The sequence below is a fragment of the Pseudomonas sp. B21-047 genome (genome assembly GCF_024748775.1).
Taxonomy (GTDB): domain Bacteria; phylum Pseudomonadota; class Gammaproteobacteria; order Pseudomonadales; family Pseudomonadaceae; genus Aquipseudomonas; species Aquipseudomonas capeferrum.
The window spans coordinates 5588765-5608583 of record NZ_CP087169.1 but is presented as its reverse complement, the minus strand read 5'-3'; the positions used below and the strand labels follow the sequence as shown (position 1 = coordinate 5608583).

Genomic DNA, 19819 nt, shown 5'->3' with positions numbered 1-19819 from the left:
CACATGCCGGAACTACCCGAAGTAGAAACCACCCGGCGCGGCATCGCGCCCCACCTGGAAGGCCAGCGGGTCAGTCGCGTGGTGGTGCGTGACCGGCGCCTGCGCTGGCCGATCCCCGAAGACCTGGATGTGCGCCTGTCGGGGCAGCGTATCGTCAGCGTCGAGCGGCGCGCCAAGTACCTGTTGATCAATGCCGAGGTCGGCACCTTGATCAGCCATTTGGGCATGTCGGGTAATTTGCGCCTGGTCGAGCTGGGCTTGCCGGCGGCCAAGCACGAGCATGTCGACATCGAGCTGGAGTCGGGGCTGATGCTGCGCTACACCGACCCGCGCCGTTTCGGCGCCATGCTCTGGAGCCTCGACCCGCTCAACCACGAGCTGCTGCTGCGTCTGGGGCCAGAGCCGCTGACCGACCTGTTCGACGGTGAACGCCTGTTCCAGCTGTCGCGCGGGCGCTCGATGGCGGTCAAGCCGTTCATCATGGACAACGCGATCGTGGTCGGTGTGGGCAACATCTACGCCACCGAAGCGTTGTTTGCCGCAGGCATCGACCCACGCCGGGAGGCAGGCGGTATATCGCGGGCGCGGTATCTGAAGCTGGCCATCGAGATCAAGCGGGTGCTGGCGGCGGCCATCGAGCAGGGCGGCACGACCTTGCGCGACTTCATTGGCGGGGATGGGCAGCCGGGGTACTTCCAGCAGGAGCTGTACGTCTACGGGCGGGGTGGCATGCCGTGCAAGCTGTGTGGCACGACCTTGCGCGAGGTGAAGCTTGGGCAGCGGGCCAGTGTGTTCTGCCCGCGCTGCCAGCGCTGAATCGGGGCCGCTTGGCGGCCCATTCGCAGGGCTCAGGCCTTGCCAGTGATCAGACGATACTTGGCCATCAGTTGCTCTTCGGTCTCCGGGTGCGCTTCATCCAGCGGGATGCAGTCGACCGGGCAGACCTGTTGGCACTGCGGCTCGTCGTAGTGGCCCACGCACTGAGTGCACAGGTTAGGGTCGATCACGTAGATCTCTTCGCCTTGGGAGATGGCCTCGTTCGGGCACTCGGGTTCGCAGACGTCGCAGTTGATGCAATCGTCGGTGATGATCAGGGACATGGGGACTCCGGCCGGGGCTCACCGCCCGGGCATGTTCAACGCAATGGGCACAATTGTGCCGCATTCGCGCCCGCAGTGCACGCGGGCGCGATATTCAGGCGATCAGGCGTTACTTCTTGAAGCGTTCGGTCAGCGCCTCTGCCACCACGGGGTGGACGAACTTGCTGATATCGCCGCCCAATGCCGCGATTTCCCTGACCAACGTCGAGGAAATAAACGAATAGCGCTCCGAAGGCGTCAGGAACAGGCTCTCGACATCGGGGGCCAGTTGCCGGTTCATGTTCGCCAGCTGGAACTCGTACTCGAAGTCGGACACCGCACGCAGGCCGCGCAGGAAGACGTTGGCGCCCTGTTCCTTGGCGAAATGCGCCAACAGGGAAGAGAAGCCGATGACTTCGACATTGGGCAGGTGCTTGGTGACCTCACGGGCCAGCGCCACCCGTTGTTCCAGCGGGAACAGGGGGTTTTTCTTGGGGCTGGCCGCCACCGCGATAATCACATGGTCGAACAGCCGCGAGGCGCGCTCGACCAGATCGCCATGGCCCTTGGTAATGGGGTCGAAAGTACCCGGGTACAACACTCGGTTCATCGCGTCATCCTGGCTGGAGTGCGTTGGGGAGTCGGATGGTAGCGCAGCGATTGCGCCCGGCCAAGTCGTGCGGCCGGCTGATGGCACTATAGACAGTGGGTGCATTTGTTGTCATGCGTTGTGTGCCAGGCGGGTGATCAGGGCATCGGTGAGCTTTGCGCTGAGGGCGTAAACCGATAATTGCGGGTTGGCGCCGATGCTGGTGGGGAACAGCGAGCCGTCGTGAATCGAGAGGTTTTCCAGTTGGTGGTGCTGGCCCAAGCTGTTGCACACCGCCTGACGCGGGTCTTCACCGAGGGCGCAGCCGCCCATCACATGGGCGCTGCCCAGGCGTGTGCGGTACGGCGCCAGTGACAGCTCGTCGATCATCGTCAGGGCTTCACTCAGGCTGCTGGCGTAGCGGGCATCGCCGTGCACCGGCAGTACCCGCGTGGCACCGGCGGCAAACTGGATGTGCGCCATGCTGCGGTAGGCGCGACGCAAACCGTCGCGCAGGTAATCGTTGATTGGGTAATCCAGCACCGGTGAGCCATCGCCGCGCAGCTCGACGGCGCCCCCCTGGCTTTGGGGGTGGAAGCCATCGCGCAGCAACGCCAGCATCACGTGGGTGTGCGGCAGCTCGGCCATGCGCTGGGCATTGTCGTTGCCATGCCCGCCCAGCAGTGTGCTGGCCAGGGCCGGGTGCAGGGGCGGCACTTCGAGTTTGTAGCCGATCGGGCCGTCGCTGCCGCCCACCCATTGAAAATGGTCGCTGTAGATTGATTGCGGGGCGCCGTAATAGGGGTCGATGCGGGCGTTGAAACGTGCCGCGCTGAAGTTGACCAGGTGCAGGAAGGTGCGTTTGCCCAGGCGCGCGTGCGGGTCGGGGGCGTTGGAACGCAGCAACAGGGCAGGGCTGTTGATACCGCCCCCGGCCAGAATGTAGTGCCGGGCGCTTACGCTGATCTGCTTGCCGGTGGTGGTTATCCCGTTGGCGTCCAGGGCACTGCACTGCAACCCGGCGATGCGTTCGCCGTCGTGCTCAAAGCGCTCTGCCCGGGCCAGGTACAGCAGCTCGCCACCGTGGTCGAGGGTGGCCGGTATGCTGGTCACCAGCATCGACTGCTTGGCATTGACCGGGCAGCCCATGCCGCAATAGCCAAGATTCCAGCAACCGCGCACATTGCGCGGTATCACCGCCCAACGATAGCCGAGCTGTTCGCAGCCACGGCGCAGCACTTCGTTGTTGGCATTTGGCGGCAAGGCCCAGGGGCTGATGCCCAGCTGCTGTTCGATGCGTTCGAACCAGGGGGCTAATGCTTCGTTGCTCAAACCGCTGACCTGGTGCTCCTGGGCCCAATGGGTCAGGGTCTGTGGCGGTGTGCGAAAGCTCGAAGTCCAGTTGACCAGCGTGGTGCCGCCCACGGCGCGGCCCTGCAGAATGGTGATGGCGCCATCCTTGCTCATCCGCCCCAAGCCCTCCTGATATAGGCTCGCGTAAGCCTCGCTCTCCAGCAGGTGGAAGTCGCTGCTGGTCTTCAGTGGGCCTTCTTCGATCAGCAATACCTTGAACCCGGCGGCGCTGAGCAACTGCGCACTGGTGGCGCCGCCCGCGCCGCTGCCGATCACGGCGATGTCCGCTTGCAGGGTCAGATCATTCGCCAGGCGCGAGCCGTCGTGGGTGATCCAGCCGCGTTCGAGGCCTTGGCGAAACGGGTCGATTACAGGCATTGGCGGTGCTCTTGTTGTGGTCAGATCTTCGGTGGCCCTGGGTAGCCGCAGGCCGCCCAGGCTTCCGGGCGTTCGTACCAGGCCATCAGCAGCAGTTGCAGCAGCGACGCATGGCCCATGCGCAGCAGGTTCAGCGAGCTGCCCTGCCAGCGTTGCAGAAACGCGTTGATCTGCTCGGCGCTGGCTTGCTGCCAGGCGCCCCAGATACCGGTCAGGGGGCCACGGGTCAGCGGCAGGCTGAGCACGTCGAACAATTGCCGGGTGAGCTTGAGCATCTCTGGCGACAGCGCCGCCAGTTTGTGATCAAGGCTGTGCAGCACCAGCCCATCGACGGCCTGGGTGCCGGCAAGCACCACCGGGATCAGCGCGCTCAGCAGGGGCAGGTCGTCGTCGCGCAGTGCCCGGTAGCCGGTGGCGGGCGACTGCGCCGTGCAGCCGATCAGGCTGGTGGTGGCGAGGAACGCACTGGCTCCCAGGCTGAAACGGAGCAGGTCGCGGCGCTGCATGGGCCAGGGCTCAGCGGATGAACAGCTTGTAGACCAGGCGCTGCAAGGCCTTGCCGTAAGGCGGGTAGATCAGGCGGGCAGCGTTCAGGCGTTGCTTGGCCAGCACCGCCTTGGCTTTGCTGAAGGTCAGGAAGCCGTCGTGGCCGTGGTAGTGCCCCATCCCGGAAGGCCCTATGCCGCCAAAGGGCAGGTCGTCCTGGGCGACATGCAGCAGGGTGTCGTTCAGGCACACGCCACCGGAGTGGGTGTGGCGCAGTACATGCTCCTGCTCGGTGCGCTCGTAGCCGAAGTAGTAGAGGGCCAGGGGGCGTGGGCGCTGGTTGATGTAGGCCAAGGCTTGGTCGAGGGTGTCATAGGGCACCAGCGGCAACAGCGGGCCGAAAATTTCGTCCTGCATCACCTGCATGCCATCGTTCACCCCTAGCAGCAGGTGGGGGGGCAGGCGTCGCCCCTGACGGGGTTCGCCAGGGTACAGGTCGAGCACCTCGGCGCCTTGGTCGCGGGCGTCGTCCAGCAGGTGCTGCAGGCGCTGCAGCTGACGCGGGTTGATGATGGCGGTGTAGTCGGGGTTATCGGCGATATGTGGGTACAGGCGCCGAACGGCGATTTGGTAAGCGTCACTGAAGGCCTGCAGCCGTTCGCGCGGCACCAGCACGTAGTCGGGGGCTACGCAGGTCTGGCCGGCGTTCAGGGTCTTGCCGAAGGCAATGCGCTCGGCCGCGCTGTCCAGCGGCACGCTGGCCGAGACGATGGCCGGCGATTTGCCGCCCAGTTCCAGGGTCACCGGGGTCAGGTTGTGGGCCGCAGCCAGCATGACCTGGCGGCCCACGCTGGTAGCGCCGGTGAACAGCAGGTGGTCGAACGGCAGGCGAGCAAAGGCCTGGCCAACCTCGACCTCACCCAGCACCACACTGACCAGGTCTTCGGGGTACACGCGCGCCAGCAACTGCTTGAGTGCCTGGGCACTGGCCGGCGTTGCTTCGCTGAGCTTGAGCATGACCCGGTTGCCCGCTGCCAGGGCGCAGGTCAGCGGGCCGATGGCGAGAAACAACGGGTAGTTCCACGGCACGATGATGCCGACGACCCCCAAGGGTTGGTAGTGCACCTGCGCGCTGGCGGGCTGGAAGGCCAGGCCTACGCGGCGCCGGCTGGGGCGCATCCAGCGTTGCAAATGTCTTTCGGCGTGTCGCAGGCCCTGGATCGAGGGCAGCAGTTCAGCCAGCAAGGTCTCGTCGGCACTACGGCCGTCAAAGTCCTGGTCGATGGCTTCGATCAGTTGCGCCTGGCCCACCAGCAGTGCCTCGCGCAGGCTCTTCAACCACTGGCGGCGCTGCGCCGCCGGTGGCGTGGGGTTGCCGGCAAAAGCCTGGCGTTGAGCGGCGAACCTCGCCGTCAAGTCGAGGTCGGAATGCACAGGAGGCAAGGCAACGGGCGAGGTCATATCGGTGCGAGTCCGGGCGAGGGAGTCCCTAGAGCCTATACTCTAATCGGTACCATGGTGCGAATTTTTCCTGGGGTTCGAGCGGTGCATTCCACAGCGGATAAGCCGTAAGATGACCCTTTGACCAAGGCCCGCAGACTGGGAGCTGAGCATGGCCCCGCGCATGAAGACCCGAGAGCGCATCGTGCAGAACAGCCTGGAGCTGTTCAACCAGCAGGGCGAACGTAGCGTCAGCACCAACCATATTGCCGCGCACATGGAAATCTCGCCCGGCAACCTCTATTACCACTTCCCCAACAAGCAGGCGATCATCGCCCTGTTGTTCAGCCAGTACGAAGCGCTGGTGGACAGTTTTCTGCGCCCGCCTCAAGGGCGAGCCGCAACGGTGGAAGACAAGCGTTTCTACCTCAAGGCCCTGCTCGCGGCGATGTGGAACTACCGCTTCCTGCACCGCGACCTGGAACACCTGCTGGACAGCGACCCCGAGCTGGCCGCGCGCTATCGGCGGTTTTCCGAGCGCTGCCTGCGCCAGGGCCAGGCGATTTACCGGGGCTTTGTCGACGCGGGGATCCTGGCCATGGCGCCGGCGCAGATCGAGTCGCTGACCATCAACGCCTGGATCGTGCTGACGTCATGGGTGCGTTTTCTCAGCACCACGCGTGAGCACTCCGCGCACCTGGGTGAAGAAGCCTTCAAGCGCGGCGTCTATCAGGTACTGGTGCTGGAGCTCGGCTTCGTCACCGTTGACGCCCGCAATGCCGTGGACGCGCTGTGCCAGGAATTCCATGTACCGTTCAACCAGGCCCTGGAACTGTAAACCAGGGCACGCGTGCCATCGATCAGGAGATAGTCATGCCCCTTGCGCAATTGATCACCCCGCAACAGTTGGCCGAGCGTCTGGGCTCGCCCGATCTGGTGATCCTCGACTGCCGCTTTGCCCTCGAGGATGTGGACTATGGCCAACGCAGCTATGCCGAGGGGCATATTGCCGGGGCCCACTTCGCCGACCTTGAGCGCGACCTCAGTGGCCCGGTAAGCAAGGGACGCACGGGGCGCCACCCATTACCGGATGCGGGGCGGCTGGTTGAGCGCCTGCGCGAGTGGGGGCTGGACAATGACAGCCAGGTGGTGCTCTACGACGACGGCCCCGGTGCATTTGCCGCCCGCGCCTGGTGGTTGCTGGCCTGGCTGGGCAAGCGCAGTGGCGTGTCGATCCTCGATGGCGGCCTCAAGGCATGGCATGCAGCGCACCTGCCGTTGAGCCTGGACCCACCCCTCAAGCGCGAGGGTACGTTCACAGGTGAGCCGGATAACACGTTGCTGATCGATGCCGAGCACTTGGCCAAGCACTTGGGCGATGCGGGGCTGACGTTGATCGACGCCAGAGGCTTGCCGCGCTTTCGCGGTGAAGTCGAGCCGATCGACCCGGTTGCTGGGCACATTCCTGGTGCGCAGTGCGCGGCGTTTACCGACAACCTGGGGGGCGACGGGCGTTTTCTACCGGCCGACGCACTCAAGCAACGGTTTGCCGAAAAGTTGGCGGGGCGCTCGCCAGAGCAGTTGGTGGCCTACTGCGGGTCGGGGGTGACGGCTTGCCACAATCTGTTTGCCCTGGCACTGGCGGGCTATCCGCTGGGGCGGCTGTATGCAGGGTCGTGGAGCGAGTGGATCAATGATCCGGCGCGTGGGGTAGCGACCGGGGATTGACCCGGGCGGCTGCTACGCGCCTTCTACCAGCCACTGCGGAATCCGCCGTTCCAGGTAATACCCCGGGTTGCGCAGGCTGCCATCGACAAAACCCACATGGCCACCGCGATTGTGCAGTTCAAACTGCGTCTGCGCTGCCAGTTCGCTTGCCAAGGGCAAGCTGTGGCTGGACACGAATGGATCGTCGCTGGCGTGGATAATCAGGGTCGGCGTGCGGTTCTCGCCCAAGAAGAAGCGGCTCGATGAGCGGCGGTAGTAGTCGTGCGCATCGTTGAAACCATTGAGCGGCGCAGTGACCCTGCCGTCGAAGTCCCAGAAGGTGCGCAGTTTGGTCAGGGGCCCGAGCCGTTGCAGGGCTGCTAGCCGCTCGTGTTCGCCCTTCTCACGGAAGTGGCGCTGCTTGAGCTGTACATAGGCCAGCATCTCGCGCATGAAATGGGCCTGGTAGACCTTCGAAAAACCCTGGCCGATACGGTCGGCACACTGGTCCAGGCGAAACGGCACCGACACCGCGACCGCAGCTTCCAGCTGGCTGGCCGAGCCGCTTTCGCCCAGGTATTTGAGCAGCACATTGCCACCCAACGAATAACCCACTGCATAAAGTGGCGCCAATGGGCGCTGGGCGCGCAGGTGCGCGACGATTTCTGCCAGGTCCTCGCTGGCGCCGGAGTGGTAGCTGCGCGGCAGCAGGTTCGGCTCGCCCGAACAACCGCGCCAGTTCACCGCCACGCTGGCCCAGCCGCGGCTCTGCAGGGCTTGCTGCAGGCCTTTGACGTAAGGCGAGTGGGAAGACCCGGTCAGCCCGTGCAGCACCAGCACCAGCGGCGCATCCGCCTGGTGCGGGCCATGCCAGTCGAGGTCGATGAAATCGCCATCGGCCAGCCACAGCCGTTCGCGGTCGCGCTGCAGCGCTGGCAGCTTGCGCCAGAGCGGGCCCCATAAGGTTTGCAGGTGCGGATTGGACAGGCCGACGGCCGGGCGAAAATGGGCAGTGAGGCTGGGCATGCTGGGCGACTCGTGATGTGCCTGCCTAGAGTGCCATGAAACGCTGCCCCTGTACCTGCGCTATTGGTCGATAGCCGGCAGCTGGGTCAAGCGCTCGATGTAGGTATTCAGGTGGTCATCCGCTTGCCGCTGATAGGTGGTATTGGTGAGTAGCGCGGCCAGGCTGTTGTTCCTGGCAACACCGCGCAACGGGTGTTCGGACATGGCGCAAGTGCTCCTGCAAGAAACGAAGGAGCAGCTTCAGCCATGGCGCCGGTTACTGTGCTGTAACTAAATACGCCAACACGGTAAACCGGCGTGCAGTCGGGCGGTCAGCCGCGCTGCCAAAGCGCGTAATGCACCTGGCCGGTCTTTTTCTCGCGGTGCAAGCGCCAGTTACCGGGCATTTGCAAGGCCGAGGGCGCGGTCTCGCTTTCGGTGTAGATCCACGCCTGTTCACGCAGCCACTGGTTCTGTTCCAGCAGGTTGCAGGTGTTGGCCAGCAGGTCCTGATGGAAGGGCGGGTCGAGGAACACGACGTCGAACTGCTGCTTGGCCGGGTTTTGCAGGTAGCGCAGCGCGTCGGTCTGCAGGATCTGCCCGCGTGGGCAGCGCAGCAGCTCGAGGTTGTCCTTGAGGTTACTGATGGCGGCTGGGTTGCTGTCCAGGGCCACGGCATCTTCGGCGCCGCGAGACAAGGCTTCGAGCACCAGAGCACCGCTGCCGGTAAAGGCATCCAGCACCCGGGCGCCTTCGATGTAAGGCGCAAGCCAGTTGAACACGGTTTCGCGCACGCGGTCAGGCGTTGGCCGCAGGCCGTCGCCTTCAGGCACCGCCAGGCGGCGGCTGCGCCACTCGCCGGCGATGATGCGCAGGTGGCCCTGGCCCTTGCTTTGGCCCGTTTGAGGGCGGGCGGGAGGGGTGGATCTTGGCATTAGTGCTCCGGTACGCCGGGCGGTTGCTCGGCGGGCTTGTCAGTGGGGGCTGGCAGCGGTTTTTGCGGCACCTTGGGGCCAGCGGTGACGATCACCAGTTTATCGGCTGACAGGTGTTTGTTCATGGCGGCCTTGACCTGTTCGACGGTAAGGGCCTGGGACTGCTGCATGAAGTCCTCGAGCCAGGTCAGCGGCAGGTTGTAGAAGCCGATGGCCCCCAGTTGGCCGACGATACTGGCGTTGCTGGCATTGGACAGCGGGAAGCTGCCGGCCAGCTCGCGCTTGGCGTCGTCCAGCTCTTGCTGGGTCGGGCCGCTTTTCAGGTAGTCGGCAAGGATGTCCTGGACCAGCTTGAGTGTGCCTTCGCTGAGTTCGGCGCGGGTTTGCAGGTTGATCATGAACGGGCCGCGTACCTGCATCGGGCTGAACACCGAGTAGACGCCGTAGGTGAGGCCGCGCTTTTCACGTACTTCACTCATCAGGCGGGTGCCGAACGCGCCACCGCCAAGGATCTGGTTGCCCAGCGACAGGGCTGGCCAGTCTGGGTCCTGACGGTCGATACCCAGTTCAGCCAGCATCAGGTGGGTCTGTTTGGACGGGAAGTCAATGTGGGTCAGGCCCGCCTTGGGCTCCGCGGGCTGGGCCGGTGCCGCCAGCGCCGGGCCCTTGGGCAGGCCGGCGGAAACCTGGGCGGCAATGGCTTCGGCTTCGGCGCGGCTGAGGTCGCCGACCAGGGCGATGACCGCGTTGCCGGCGGTGTAGGCCTTGGCATGGAAGGCGCGCAGCTGTGCCAGGGTGATGCCGTTGATGCTTTCGGCGGTGCCGTCGCTCGGGTGAGCGTAGGGATGGTCGCCGTAGAGCTTGCCGAACAGCGCCTTGCCAGCGATCTTGCCGGGGTTCTGCTTCTCGTATTCGAAGCCGGCCAGCATCTGGTTCTTGATGCGCTTGAGGGCGTCCTCCGGGAACGTGGGCTTGCCAGCGACCTCAGCGAACAGCTTGAGCGCCGGCTCACGCTTGTCCTGGGTGCTCAGGCTGCGCAGCGAGGCCACGGCCATGTCGCGGTACGAGCCGTTGCCGAAGTCTGCGCCGAGGCCTTCGAAGCCTTCGGCAATGGCGGTTACGTCCTTGCCTGCCACGCCCTCGTTGAGCATGGCGTTGGTCAAGGCGGCCAGGCCTGGCGTGGCGCCGTCCTGGCTGCTACCGGCGGCGAATGTGACGCGCAGGTCGAACATCGGCAGTTCGCGGGCTTCGACGAACAGCACCCGGGCGCCTTCGGCGGTGGTCCAGTTCTGGATGTTCAGCTGGCGCCGGCTGGGCGCCTTGCCATCCAGCTCGGCCAGTGACTGCAGGGTATTGGCCGGGCGGGCCGCAGTGCTGTCGGCCTTCGGCGCGTTGTCGGCCAGGGCCGGGGCCGCCAGCACTGCCGCCAGCGTAAGGGCGCGGATGCCCGTAGCCAGCAGGGTGAGGCGTGGTGCGCGACGATCACTCATGAGCGGACTCCTCGGGCAGTACATGGGCAACGCTCAGGCGTTCGCGGGTGAAGTAGGTGCGCGCAGCGTTCTGGATGTCTTGCGGGGTCACGCGCTTGAGCTCGTCCAGTTCGCTGTCGATCAGCTTCCAGGACAGGCCCACGGTCTCCAGCTGGCCGATGGTGGTGGCTTGGCTGCTGATGGAGTCGCGATCGTAGACCAGGCCGGCGATCACCTGGGCGCGCACGCGTTCGAGCTCTTCGGCGCTAGGGGGCGTGGTCTTGAGCTCTTCGAGCAGTTGCCAGATGCCCTTTTCCACGTCTGCCAGGGTTTTCTGCTTCTGCACGTTCGGCGTGGCCGAGATCAGGAACAGGCTGTCACCACGGGTGAAGGCGTTGTAGCTGGACGACGCCCCGGCCACCAGCTCCTGACCGCGCTCCAGGCGGGCCGGCATGCGGGCACTGTAGCCGCCGTCGAGCAAGGCCGAGATCAGGCGCAGGGCGTGCACCGTGCTCGGCTCCTGGGTGGTCGCCAGGCCGGGTACGTTGAAGCCGTAGATCAGGCTTGGCAACTGCGTGCGCACGTGCAGGGTCAGTTGGCGCTGGCCTGGCTCGGCCAGCTCCAGCGGCAGCTTGGCTGGCGGGACCGCGCGTTTGGGAATGCCGGCGAAGTACTTTTGCGCCAGGCCCTTGACCTCGTCGACGGTGACATCGCCGACCACCACCAGGGTGGCGTTGTTGGGCGCGTACCAGGATTCGTACCAGTGCCGCAGCTCCTCGACCTTCATGCGTTCGAGGTCGGCCATCCAGCCGATGGTCGGGGTGTGATAGCCACTGGCCGGGTAGGCCATGGCGCGGAACAGCTCGAATGCTTTCGAGTTGGGCTGATCATCGGTGCGCAGGCGGCGCTCTTCCTTGATCACTTCGATTTCGCGGCTGAACTCGTCGGCGGGCAGGCGCAGGCTGGCCAGGCGGTCGGCTTCGAGTTCCAGGGCCACTGGCAGGCGGTCGCGGGCCAGCACCTGGTAGTAGGCCGTGTAATCGTCGCTGGTGAAGGCGTTTTCTTCGGCGCCAAGGTCCCGCAGGATGCGCGAGCCCTCGCCGGGGCCGACTTTGGCGCTACCCTTGAACATCATGTGTTCCAGGGCGTGGGACAGGCCGGTCTGGCCCGGGGTCTCGTAGCTGGAGCCGACCTTGTACCAGATCTGCGAGACCACGACCGGTGCGCGGTGGTCTTCGCGCACGATCACCTTGAGGCCATTGTCGAGGATGAATTCGTGAGTCGGTTGCACATCGGCGGCGAAGGCCGCGAGCGGCAGGCAGAGCGTGCCGAGCAACAGGCCAGCGGCGCGGCGGGCTAGAGCATTCATACGGTGTTTAACCTGTTCGGCGGCCCGCAGGGTTTAGCGTCGGCGGGCCAGGAGGTGCTAGGATACTGATCCGGTTGCCTGGCGACCATGCCTGTCGCCGTTCTGGCCCGCAGGACACTAAGACAAAACGTTGCGCATGAACCAGCCGGCTTCAAGATAGTCTGTTCTGCGTATAGAGAATTCCCGATGCGCCATTGCTGGCGCATCGCTACCCTGAGATAGCCGTCCTCCATGTTTGGTTCCAACGACGACAAAAAAGCGCCGGCCGAGTCTGGCGAAAAGAAAGGCCTGTTCAGCTGGTTTCGCAAGAAGCCGCAGCAACCTGTCGCCGAACAGCCGCAAACGCCCGAGCCACAGTCTGCTGAACCGGTAGCGCCGCAGCCTGCCGTCGAGCTGCCTGAAGCGCCGCCGCTCGCGCCTTTGGCCGCGCCGGCCCCGGTTGCTCCCGAGGTGCCCCAGCCTGCGCTGCCGCCTACTGCCTTCAAGGCCCCCGAGCCCGAGCCCGAGCAGCCAGCGGCAGGTGCGGGCTTGCCCGCGAATCCGCAAGCCGCCACACCGGTCGAAAGCCCTTCGCCACTGGTGCAAGCCCCTGAGGCCCCGGTAGTTCGCGGCGCAGAACCGCCTGTCAGCAACCTGGTGCTGCCGGTCGCCGAAGAACCCGTGGCCCTGGTGCCGGACCTGGAGCCTATCGCCCCGCCAGCGATCCCTGAACGCCCGGTAGTCGCAGCGCCTGCCGCGCCTCAGCCGGCGCCCGTGGTTGTCGAGGCAGCAGCGGTCGCGGCGCCTGCCCCGGTCGAAGCTGAACCGGTTGCCGTACCGGTCGCCACCGAACAGTCCAAGCCCGGCTTCTTCGCCCGCCTCAAGCAAGGCCTGTCCAAGACCAGTGCCAGCATCGGCGAAGGCATGGCCAGCCTGTTCATGGGCAAGAAGGTTATCGATGATGACCTGCTCGACGAGATCGAAACCCGCCTGCTGACCGCCGACGTCGGCGTCGAAGCGACCTCGGCCATTGTCCAGAACCTGACCCAGAAGGTTGCCCGCAAGCAACTGGCCGATGCCGATGCGTTGTACAAGTCGCTGCAGGAAGAACTGGCCGCGTTGCTGCGCCCGGTCGAGCAGCCGCTGAAGATCCAGGCGCAGAACAAGCCCTACGTGATCCTGGTGGTCGGCGTGAACGGCGCTGGCAAGACCACCACCATCGGCAAGATGGCCAAGAAGCTGCAGTTGGAGGGCAAGAAGGTCATGCTGGCCGCGGGCGACACTTTCCGTGCTGCGGCCGTTGAGCAGTTGCAGGTCTGGGGCGAGCGTAACCAGATCCCGGTGATCGCCCAGCACACCGGTGCCGACTCCGCCTCGGTGATCTTCGATGCCGTGCAGGCCGCCAAGGCCCGTGGCGTCGATGTGCTGATCGCCGACACGGCCGGCCGTCTGCACACCAAGGACAACTTGATGGAAGAGCTGAAGAAGGTTCGCCGGGTCATCGGCAAGCTCGACGCCGAGGCGCCTCACGAGGTGCTGCTGGTGCTCGACGCCGGTACCGGCCAGAACGCCATCAGCCAGGCCAAGTACTTCAACCAGAGCGTCGAGCTGACTGGCCTGGCTCTGACCAAGCTGGACGGCACCGCCAAGGGCGGGGTGATCTTCGCCCTGGCCAAGCAATTCAGCATCCCGATCCGTTTCATCGGTGTCGGCGAAGGTATCGACGACCTGCGCACCTTTGAAGCCGAGCCGTTCGTCAAGGCGCTGTTCGCCGAGCGAGAGCATCCATGATCCGATTCGAACAGGTCGCCAAGCGCTATCCCAATGGCCATGTAGGCTTGCATGAGCTGAGTTTCCGGGCGCGCCGGGGCGAATTCCTGTTCGTCACCGGGCACTCGGGTGCCGGTAAGAGCACTTTGCTGCGTTTGTTGCTGGCCATGGAACGCCCGACCAGCGGCAAGCTGCTGCTGGCAGGGCAGGACCTGGGCCAGATCAGCAATGCGCAGATCCCCTTCCTGCGTCGGCAGATCGGTGTGGTGTTCCAGAACCACCAGTTGCTGTTCGATCGCACGGTGTTCAACAACATCGCCTTGCCGCTGCAGATCCTCGGTTTGTCCAAGGCCGAGATCACCAAACGCGTGGATTCGGCGCTGGAGCGTGTGTCGCTGGCCGACAAGGGCGAGCTGTTCCCGGCGGACCTGTCCACGGGGCAGCAGCAGCGGGTGGGTATTGCGCGGGCCATCGTCCATCAGCCAGCCCTGTTGCTGGCCGACGAACCCACCGGCAACCTTGACCCGCGCCTGGCCGCGGAGATCATGGGCGTGTTCGAGGACATCAACCGCCTGGGCACCACGGTATTGATCGCCAGCCACGACCTGGCACTGATCGCGCGCATGCGCCACCGCATGCTGACGCTGCAGCGCGGCCGTCTGATCGGCGATGGGGAGGCCGGGCAATGAGCACTACACGTACGCCGAAGGTTTCCGAGCGGGTTGCGCCGAAACCCGCTGACCCGCAGCCTGGAAAGAAAAAACGCGACGACGATGACGGCCCGGACTTTCGCACCTTGCTGCATGCCTGGCTGGAGAGCCACCGGGCAAGCATGGCCGACAGCTTGCGTCGCCTCGGCAAGCAGCCGATCGGCAGCTTCTTTACCTGCCTGGTCATGGCCGTGGCCTTGAGCATGCCCATGGGCCTGTCGTTGCTGCTGAAGAACGTCGAGAAGCTCGGCGGGTCCTGGCAGCGCGCCGCGCAGATTTCGCTATACCTGAAGCTTGACGCTGGCAGCAAGGAAGGCGAGGCCCTGCGTGACGAGATCAAGCGCATGCCCGGGGTGGCCGATGCGTTGTATGTCAGCCGCGACCAGGCGCTGGAAGAGTTCCAGCAGCAGTCCGGGCTGGGCGAGGCCTTGCGCGAACTCCCCGAAAACCCGCTGCCTGGCGTGGTGGTGGTGACCCCGAGCGAGGTCGACAAGCCCGCGCTGGAGGCGTTGCGTCAGCGCCTATCGGAGCTGCCCAAGGTCGAAGTGGCACAGCTGGACTTGGTATGGGTCGAACGCCTGGCGGCGATCCTCAAGTTGGGTGACCGCTTTGTCTTCGGGTTGGCGGTCATGCTGATTTCTGCGTTGCTGTTAGTAATCGGTAACACAATTCGTCTACATATTGAAAACCGCCGCACCGAGATCGAAGTCATCAAGCTGGTAGGCGGCACCGACAGCTACGTGCGCCGGCCTTTCCTGTACATGGGGGCCTTGTACGGCCTGGGTGCGGGTTTCTTGGCTTGGGGTATCCTGGCGTTCGGCCTCAACTGGCTGAACCAGGCGGTTGTCGGGCTGTCCGGCTTGTACGGCAGTGACTTCGCCCTGGGCGGCGTGCCGGCGTCCGATGGTCTGTCGCTCTTGATCGGAGCGGTGCTGTTAGGGTATATCGGTGCATGGATCGCGGTCGCTCGGCACTTGAACGAGCTAGCGCCTCGATAGTTTTTCCCGTGCCAGCATTGACTTTATTACCGTTTTGGGAACTTGTTCATCGGTTTCCGGTCAATGTTGGCAGTGCCCACAAGGCGCGAGTCTAGTAAGTCGGAGGTTCTTGAATGACCACATCGTTGCAACCTGCCTATGCCTTGGTACCCGGTGCAAACCTGGAAGCCTATGTGCACACGGTCAACAGCATCCCGCTGCTGACGGTCGAGCAGGAGCGTGATCTGGCCGAGCGTCTCTATTATGAGCAGGATCTTGAGGCCGCTCGGCAAATGGTGATGGCCCACCTGCGTTTCGTCGTACATATCGCCCGTAGCTATGCAGGCTATGGCCTGGCCCAGGCCGACCTGATTCAGGAAGGCAACGTCGGCTTGATGAAGGCCGTCAAGCGCTTCAACCCTGAGATGGGGGTGCGCCTGGTGTCCTTTGCCGTGCACTGGATCAAGGCAGAAATCCACGAATTCATCCTGCGTAACTGGCGCATCGTCAAGGTGGCTACCACCAAGGCCCAGCGCAAACTGTTCTTCAACCTGCGCAGCCAGAAGAAGCGTCTGGCCTGGCTGAACAACGATGAAGTTCATCGCGTGGCTGAAAGCCTTGGCGTTGAACCCCGTGAAGTGCGTGAGATGGAAAGCCGGCTGAGTGGTCAGGACATGGCCTTTGACCCGGCGGCGGAAGCCGACGACGACAGCGCTTTCCAGTCGCCAGCGCATTATCTGGAAGACCACCGCTACGATCCGGCGGTACAGCTGGAGGATGCCGACTGGAGTGACAACTCCACCAGCAACCTGCACGAAGCGTTGCAAGGCCTGGACGAGCGTAGCCGTGACATCCTCTACCAGCGCTGGTTGGCTGAAGAGAAGGCGACCTTGCACGAGCTGGCGGACAAATACAGCGTTTCGGCCGAGCGTATTCGGCAGTTGGAAAAGAACGCAATGAACAAGGTCAAGGCGTTGATCGCGGCCTGATTCGCGCCTTGCTGGATGAAAAGCCGTGCCCTGTGAGGGGCGCGGCTTTTTTATGGGCTTCTGGGGCTGCACTGCAGCCCCGGATAATCAGCGTTTGCGCGAGGCATCCAGCTGCATCAGGTAGCTAGGCCCGCCCAGCTGGCTCATCTGCCGCCGGATCCAACCCGCCCGATTGGCCACATAGGCGCTGGGCCGGCTGGCGCTCCACTTGATTGGGCTGGGCAGCACGGCAGCCAACTGGGCGGCCTGCTGGCGGCTGAGGCGGCTGGCATCGACACCGAAGTGGTAGCGCGCGGCAGCCTGGGCGCCAAACACCCCATTGCCCCATTCGGCGCTGTTGAGGTAAACCTCGAGGATCCGCTCTTTCGACCAGAACAGCTCGATCAGCGCGGTAAACCACGCCTCCAGGCCCTTGCGGAACCAGCTGCGGCCCGACCACAGGAACAGGTTCTTGGCCACCTGCTGGGTCAAGGTACTGGCCCCACGAATGTTGCCACCCCGTTCGTTATAAGCCAGCGCTGCCTGAATGGCCGGGATGTCAAAGCCCCAATGGCTGGCGAACTTCTGGTCTTCACCGGCAATGACCGCCACCTTCAGGTCATCGGCGATGTTCTGCCACGGTTGCCAGTCGCGCTGCAGGTCGATTGGCTCGCCACTCACCCAGGACTGCACCTTGCGCTCGGCCATCAACGCCGTGCCGGGTGGCGGTACCCAGCGAAACACCAGCACCAGCACGATACTGCCGGCAGCGAACCAGAGCAGGGCGCGGGTGAGGCGGCGGATAAGGGATGGCAGCATGTCGATGGCTTGGCCGGGCAGGTGGAAGGGGCCATTATACAGACCCGATAGTAGGAGTCCTCCCATGCTTCGCAGCTTCCTGATGCTTGCCGCCTTTTTCGGCTTTACCGGTGTGGCCTTGGGCGCATTTGCCGCGCACGGGCTGAAAAACCGCCTTACGGCAGATTACCTGGCGATCTTTCATACCGGGGTTACCTACCAACTGGTGCATGCCCTGGCGATTTTCGGTGTTGCCGTGCTGGCGGCGCACTTGCCTGGGCGCCTGGTCGGCTGGGCCGGCGGTCTGTTCGCGCTGGGTATCGTACTGTTCTCCGGTAGCCTGTACCTGCTAACCCTGACGGGTGTGAGCAAGCTCGGCATCATCACGCCCATTGGCGGGCTGTGCTTCCTGGCCGGTTGGTTGTGCCTGGGCCTGGCAGCCTGGCGGCTGGGCTGACCGAGCGGTCCACAATCGCGACTAATGGCGTGCACCGCCCTTGGGTTCAAGGGTTGTTCAGCGCTAGAATGCGGGCCCCAAAGAACAACGGTGGCCGTGCGCATGCGCATTCAACTGAACGGTGAACCTTACGAACTGCCCGCTGGCGAAAGCGTCGCGGCCCTGCTGACCCGCCTGGAACTCACCGGGCGCCGGGTAGCCGTGGAACTGAACCTGGACATCGTGCCGCGTAGCCTGCATGACAGCACGCAACTGAACGACGGCGACCAGGTCGAAGTGGTCCACGCCATCGGCGGCGGCTGATTACAGCTCGGCGGTTCACATGCAAGCCCAGTAACCTTTTCCCGAGGAACAACGATGAGCAACGTTCGTAGCGACAAGCCCTTTACCCTGGCCGGGCGCACTTTCCAGTCGCGCCTGCTGGTCGGCACCGGCAAATACCGTGACATGGAAGAAACCCGCCTGGCCATCGAGGCCTCGGGTGCCGAGATCGTCACCGTCGCTGTGCGTCGTACCAACATCGGCCAGAACCCGGGCGAGCCGAACCTGCTCGACGTACTGCCGCCAGACCGTTACACCATCCTGCCGAACACCGCTGGCTGCTACGACGCGGTCGAAGCCGTGCGCACCTGCCGCCTGGCCCGTGAACTGCTCGATGGCCACAACCTGGTCAAGCTGGAAGTCCTAGCCGACCAGAAGACGTTGTTCCCCAACGTGATCGAGACCCTCAAGGCCGCTGAAGTACTGGTCAAGGACGGTTTCGACGTGATGGTCTACACCAGCGACGACCCGATCATCGCCCGTCAGCTGGCCGAAGTCGGCTGCATTGCGGTCATGCCGCTGGCAGGCCTGATCGGTACCGGCCTGGGCATCTGCAACCCCTACAACCTGCAGATCATCCTGGAAGAATCCAAGGTGCCGGTGCTGGTCGATGCCGGCGTGGGTACCGCCTCCGATGCCACCATCGCCATGGAAATGGGTTGCGAGGCGGTGCTGATGAACTCGGCCATCGCCCACGCCCAGCAACCGGTGCTGATGGCCGAAGCCATGAAGCACGCTATCGTGGCAGGTCGCATGGCCTACCTGGCCGGCCGCATGCCGAAGAAACTCTATGCCAGCGCCTCTTCGCCGCTGGATGGTCTGATCAAGTAAGAGCTCCTGATGACTGAATCGCAAGAAACGCCGATCACCGCCGAAGGCGAAGAGCGCCCACACCGCCGTATCAAGAGTTTCGTGATGCGCGCCGGTCGCATGACCGAAGGCCAGCAACGCGGCCTGGACCAGGGTGGCCCACAGTTCATCCTGCCCCTGGCCGACAGCCCGGTGGACTATGACCAGGTGTTCGGCCGCGCTGCGCCGCGCACCCTGGAGATCGGTTTCGGCATGGGCCACTCCCTGCTGGAGATGGCGGCTGCCGCCCCTGAACTGGACTTCATCGGTGTCGAAGTACACCGTCCGGGTGTTGGCGCGCTGCTCAATGGCGTGTTGACCCAGGGCCTGAAGAACCTGCGGGTGTACGATTGCGATGCCATCGAAGTGCTGAACCGCTGCGTGGCCGACAACAGCCTCGACCGGTTGATGCTGTTCTTCCCGGACCCTTGGCACAAGGCACGCCATCACAAACGTCGCATCGTCCAGCTGGAGTTCGCCGAGCTGGTACGCCGCAAGCTCAAGCCCGGTGGCGTGTTCCACATGGCGACCGACTGGGAGCCGTATGCCGAGTACATGCTGGAGGTGATGAGCGCTGCGCCGGGTTACCGTAACCAGGCGGCGGATGGCGCCTATGTGCCGCGCCCGCAAGAGCGGCCGATCACCAAGTTCGAGCGCCGTGGTGAGCGCTTGGGGCATGGCGTTTGGGATTTGAAGTTCGAAAAGGTGGATTGATCACCTGATTCAGCCGATTGAACCGCAGCGCCTGCAGAAATGCAGGCAAAAAAAACCGCCTTGAGAGAGGCGGTTTTTTTTATGCGAGCGTAGGACGGAGTCCCTGCTTACACGCAGCTCTGCAGACGCAGATCAACCCCGCCGATCAGCCACCACGCCGATCAACACCAGCACCACCAGCAGCACCGGTGCCAGCGCATAGTTATTGAACTGGCTCAGCCCCTTCACCACCCATGGCGTGGCATAGATCAGCGCCGCACCGCTGCCGATCATCACCAGCAAGGCCATCACTGGCACGCGCAGCGCACCCGCCAAGCTGCCGATGCGTTGCTCGGCCCAGGCTTTGATATCGGTGCCGAACAGCACCAGCAGGCAGCCTACCAAGGCCAGCGAAATCTCCGACAGGTTGCTGCGGCTCCAGCGGGAAACCGTCGCGAGCAGATCAAGTACCAGATCCATGGGTCAT

At 64.2% G+C, this 19819-nt stretch carries 23 protein-coding genes; 11 read left to right on the top strand and 12 right to left on the bottom strand.

Going from position 1 to position 19819, the window contains the following annotated elements; translation table 11 throughout:
• The first annotated feature begins 3 nt into the window (after positions 1 to 3).
• Positions 4 to 816 carry a bifunctional DNA-formamidopyrimidine glycosylase/DNA-(apurinic or apyrimidinic site) lyase gene (mutM, locus tag LOY26_RS25345; protein ID WP_033702045.1) on the top strand — a complete coding sequence of 271 codons (813 nt, stop codon included), beginning with the start codon at positions 4 to 6 and terminating at the stop codon, positions 814 to 816.
• Between the two features lie 32 nt (positions 817 to 848).
• On the opposite strand, the gene LOY26_RS25340 is transcribed toward mutM, so the two are convergent.
• From LOY26_RS25340 to LOY26_RS25320, 5 genes are all read right to left on the bottom strand, one after another.
• Positions 849 to 1100, bottom strand: coding sequence for a YfhL family 4Fe-4S dicluster ferredoxin (locus LOY26_RS25340; RefSeq protein WP_027592315.1), 252 nt, complete (start codon positions 1098 to 1100; stop codon positions 849 to 851).
• Between the two features lie 109 nt (positions 1101 to 1209).
• Positions 1210 to 1689 (bottom strand): pantetheine-phosphate adenylyltransferase, encoded by a 480-nt coding sequence (coaD, locus tag LOY26_RS25335; RefSeq protein WP_016489662.1) that lies wholly within the window; start codon positions 1687 to 1689, stop codon positions 1210 to 1212.
• 111 nt (positions 1690 to 1800) lie between these two features.
• The gene (locus LOY26_RS25330; protein ID WP_186657874.1) at positions 1801 to 3399 is read right to left on the bottom strand and encodes a GMC family oxidoreductase; all 1599 of its coding nucleotides are present in this window, start codon (positions 3397 to 3399) and stop codon (positions 1801 to 1803) included.
• 20 nt (positions 3400 to 3419) lie between these two features.
• The gene (locus LOY26_RS25325; protein WP_258714224.1) at positions 3420 to 3905 is read right to left on the bottom strand and encodes a twin-arginine translocation pathway signal protein; all 486 of its coding nucleotides are present in this window, start codon (positions 3903 to 3905) and stop codon (positions 3420 to 3422) included.
• Positions 3906 to 3915: 10 nt separating this feature from the next.
• The gene (locus LOY26_RS25320; protein WP_258714223.1) at positions 3916 to 5346 is read right to left on the bottom strand and encodes a coniferyl aldehyde dehydrogenase; all 1431 of its coding nucleotides are present in this window, start codon (positions 5344 to 5346) and stop codon (positions 3916 to 3918) included.
• A 151-nt stretch (positions 5347 to 5497) separates the two neighbouring features.
• On the opposite strand from LOY26_RS25320, the gene LOY26_RS25315 reads away from it, so the two are divergent.
• Together LOY26_RS25315 and LOY26_RS25310 are read left to right on the top strand one after the other, a co-directional pair.
• Positions 5498 to 6163, top strand: a complete 666-nt coding sequence (locus LOY26_RS25315; protein ID WP_033702040.1) for a TetR/AcrR family transcriptional regulator — start codon at positions 5498 to 5500, stop codon at positions 6161 to 6163.
• 35 nt (positions 6164 to 6198) lie between these two features.
• The gene (locus LOY26_RS25310) at positions 6199 to 7053 is read left to right on the top strand and encodes a sulfurtransferase (protein ID WP_186657879.1); all 855 of its coding nucleotides are present in this window, start codon (positions 6199 to 6201) and stop codon (positions 7051 to 7053) included.
• Between the two features lie 12 nt (positions 7054 to 7065).
• Here LOY26_RS25310 and LOY26_RS25305 read toward each other — a convergent pair whose 3' ends face one another.
• The 5 genes from LOY26_RS25305 to LOY26_RS25285 form a co-directional block, all read right to left on the bottom strand.
• Positions 7066 to 8058, bottom strand: a complete 993-nt coding sequence (locus LOY26_RS25305; RefSeq protein ID WP_258714222.1) for a hydrolase — start codon at positions 8056 to 8058, stop codon at positions 7066 to 7068.
• A 60-nt stretch (positions 8059 to 8118) separates the two neighbouring features.
• Positions 8119 to 8262 (bottom strand): hypothetical protein, encoded by a 144-nt coding sequence (locus LOY26_RS25300; RefSeq protein ID WP_186657883.1) that lies wholly within the window; start codon positions 8260 to 8262, stop codon positions 8119 to 8121.
• A 107-nt stretch (positions 8263 to 8369) separates the two neighbouring features.
• A complete protein-coding gene (gene rsmD / locus LOY26_RS25295; protein ID WP_047582174.1) occupies positions 8370 to 8972 on the bottom strand; it encodes a 16S rRNA (guanine(966)-N(2))-methyltransferase RsmD in 603 nt (200 codons plus the stop codon).
• Positions 8972 to 10462 (bottom strand): pitrilysin family protein, encoded by a 1491-nt coding sequence (locus LOY26_RS25290; protein WP_095063907.1) that lies wholly within the window; start codon positions 10460 to 10462, stop codon positions 8972 to 8974. Before LOY26_RS25290 ends, rsmD begins: the two co-directional genes overlap by 1 nt.
• Positions 10455 to 11810, bottom strand: coding sequence for a pitrilysin family protein (locus LOY26_RS25285; protein ID WP_033702034.1), 1356 nt, complete (start codon positions 11808 to 11810; stop codon positions 10455 to 10457). The genes LOY26_RS25290 and LOY26_RS25285 overlap by 8 nt, the downstream gene beginning before the upstream one ends.
• A 231-nt stretch (positions 11811 to 12041) precedes the next feature.
• On the opposite strand from LOY26_RS25285, the gene ftsY reads away from it, so the two are divergent.
• From ftsY to rpoH, 4 genes are all read left to right on the top strand, one after another.
• On the top strand, positions 12042 to 13580 hold the full coding sequence (gene ftsY, locus LOY26_RS25280; RefSeq protein WP_258714221.1) for a signal recognition particle-docking protein FtsY: 1539 nt from the start codon (positions 12042 to 12044) through the stop codon (positions 13578 to 13580).
• Positions 13577 to 14248: a cell division ATP-binding protein FtsE gene (gene ftsE / locus LOY26_RS25275; protein ID WP_027592328.1), complete on the top strand. Its 672-nt coding sequence runs from the start codon at positions 13577 to 13579 to the stop codon at positions 14246 to 14248. Before ftsY ends, ftsE begins: the two co-directional genes overlap by 4 nt.
• Complete coding sequence (ftsX, locus tag LOY26_RS25270) at positions 14245 to 15267, top strand: permease-like cell division protein FtsX (protein WP_033702032.1); 1023 nt, start codon at positions 14245 to 14247, stop codon at positions 15265 to 15267. The genes ftsE and ftsX overlap by 4 nt, the downstream gene beginning before the upstream one ends.
• Positions 15268 to 15380: 113 nt before the next feature.
• On the top strand, positions 15381 to 16235 hold the full coding sequence (gene rpoH, locus LOY26_RS25265) for an RNA polymerase sigma factor RpoH (RefSeq protein ID WP_012312302.1): 855 nt from the start codon (positions 15381 to 15383) through the stop codon (positions 16233 to 16235).
• Between the two features lie 87 nt (positions 16236 to 16322).
• Here the strand turns inward: rpoH and mtgA are convergent, their stop codons facing one another.
• Positions 16323 to 17033 carry a monofunctional biosynthetic peptidoglycan transglycosylase gene (gene mtgA, locus LOY26_RS25260; RefSeq protein WP_186663469.1) on the bottom strand — a complete coding sequence of 237 codons (711 nt, stop codon included), beginning with the start codon at positions 17031 to 17033 and terminating at the stop codon, positions 16323 to 16325.
• A gap of 64 nt (positions 17034 to 17097) precedes the next feature.
• Here mtgA and LOY26_RS25255 point away from each other — a divergent pair, with 64 nt between their 5' ends.
• The 4 genes from LOY26_RS25255 to trmB all read left to right on the top strand — a co-directional run bounded on the left by LOY26_RS25255 (position 17098) and on the right by trmB (position 19353).
• Complete coding sequence (locus tag LOY26_RS25255) at positions 17098 to 17469, top strand: DUF423 domain-containing protein (protein WP_033702030.1); 372 nt, start codon at positions 17098 to 17100, stop codon at positions 17467 to 17469.
• 102 nt (positions 17470 to 17571) lie between these two features.
• Positions 17572 to 17772 carry a sulfur carrier protein ThiS gene (gene thiS / locus LOY26_RS25250; protein WP_033702586.1) on the top strand — a complete coding sequence of 67 codons (201 nt, stop codon included), beginning with the start codon at positions 17572 to 17574 and terminating at the stop codon, positions 17770 to 17772.
• Positions 17773 to 17826: 54 nt separating this feature from the next.
• On the top strand, positions 17827 to 18621 hold the full coding sequence (locus LOY26_RS25245) for a thiazole synthase (protein ID WP_015272152.1): 795 nt from the start codon (positions 17827 to 17829) through the stop codon (positions 18619 to 18621).
• Positions 18622 to 18630: 9 nt separating this feature from the next.
• Complete coding sequence (gene trmB, locus LOY26_RS25240; RefSeq protein WP_186652932.1) at positions 18631 to 19353, top strand: tRNA (guanosine(46)-N7)-methyltransferase TrmB; 723 nt, start codon at positions 18631 to 18633, stop codon at positions 19351 to 19353.
• Between the two features lie 132 nt (positions 19354 to 19485).
• Here trmB and LOY26_RS25235 read toward each other — a convergent pair whose 3' ends face one another.
• Positions 19486 to 19812, bottom strand: a complete 327-nt coding sequence (locus LOY26_RS25235; protein ID WP_033702028.1) for a DUF3392 domain-containing protein — start codon at positions 19810 to 19812, stop codon at positions 19486 to 19488.
• Between the last annotated feature and the right edge of the window lie 7 nt (positions 19813 to 19819).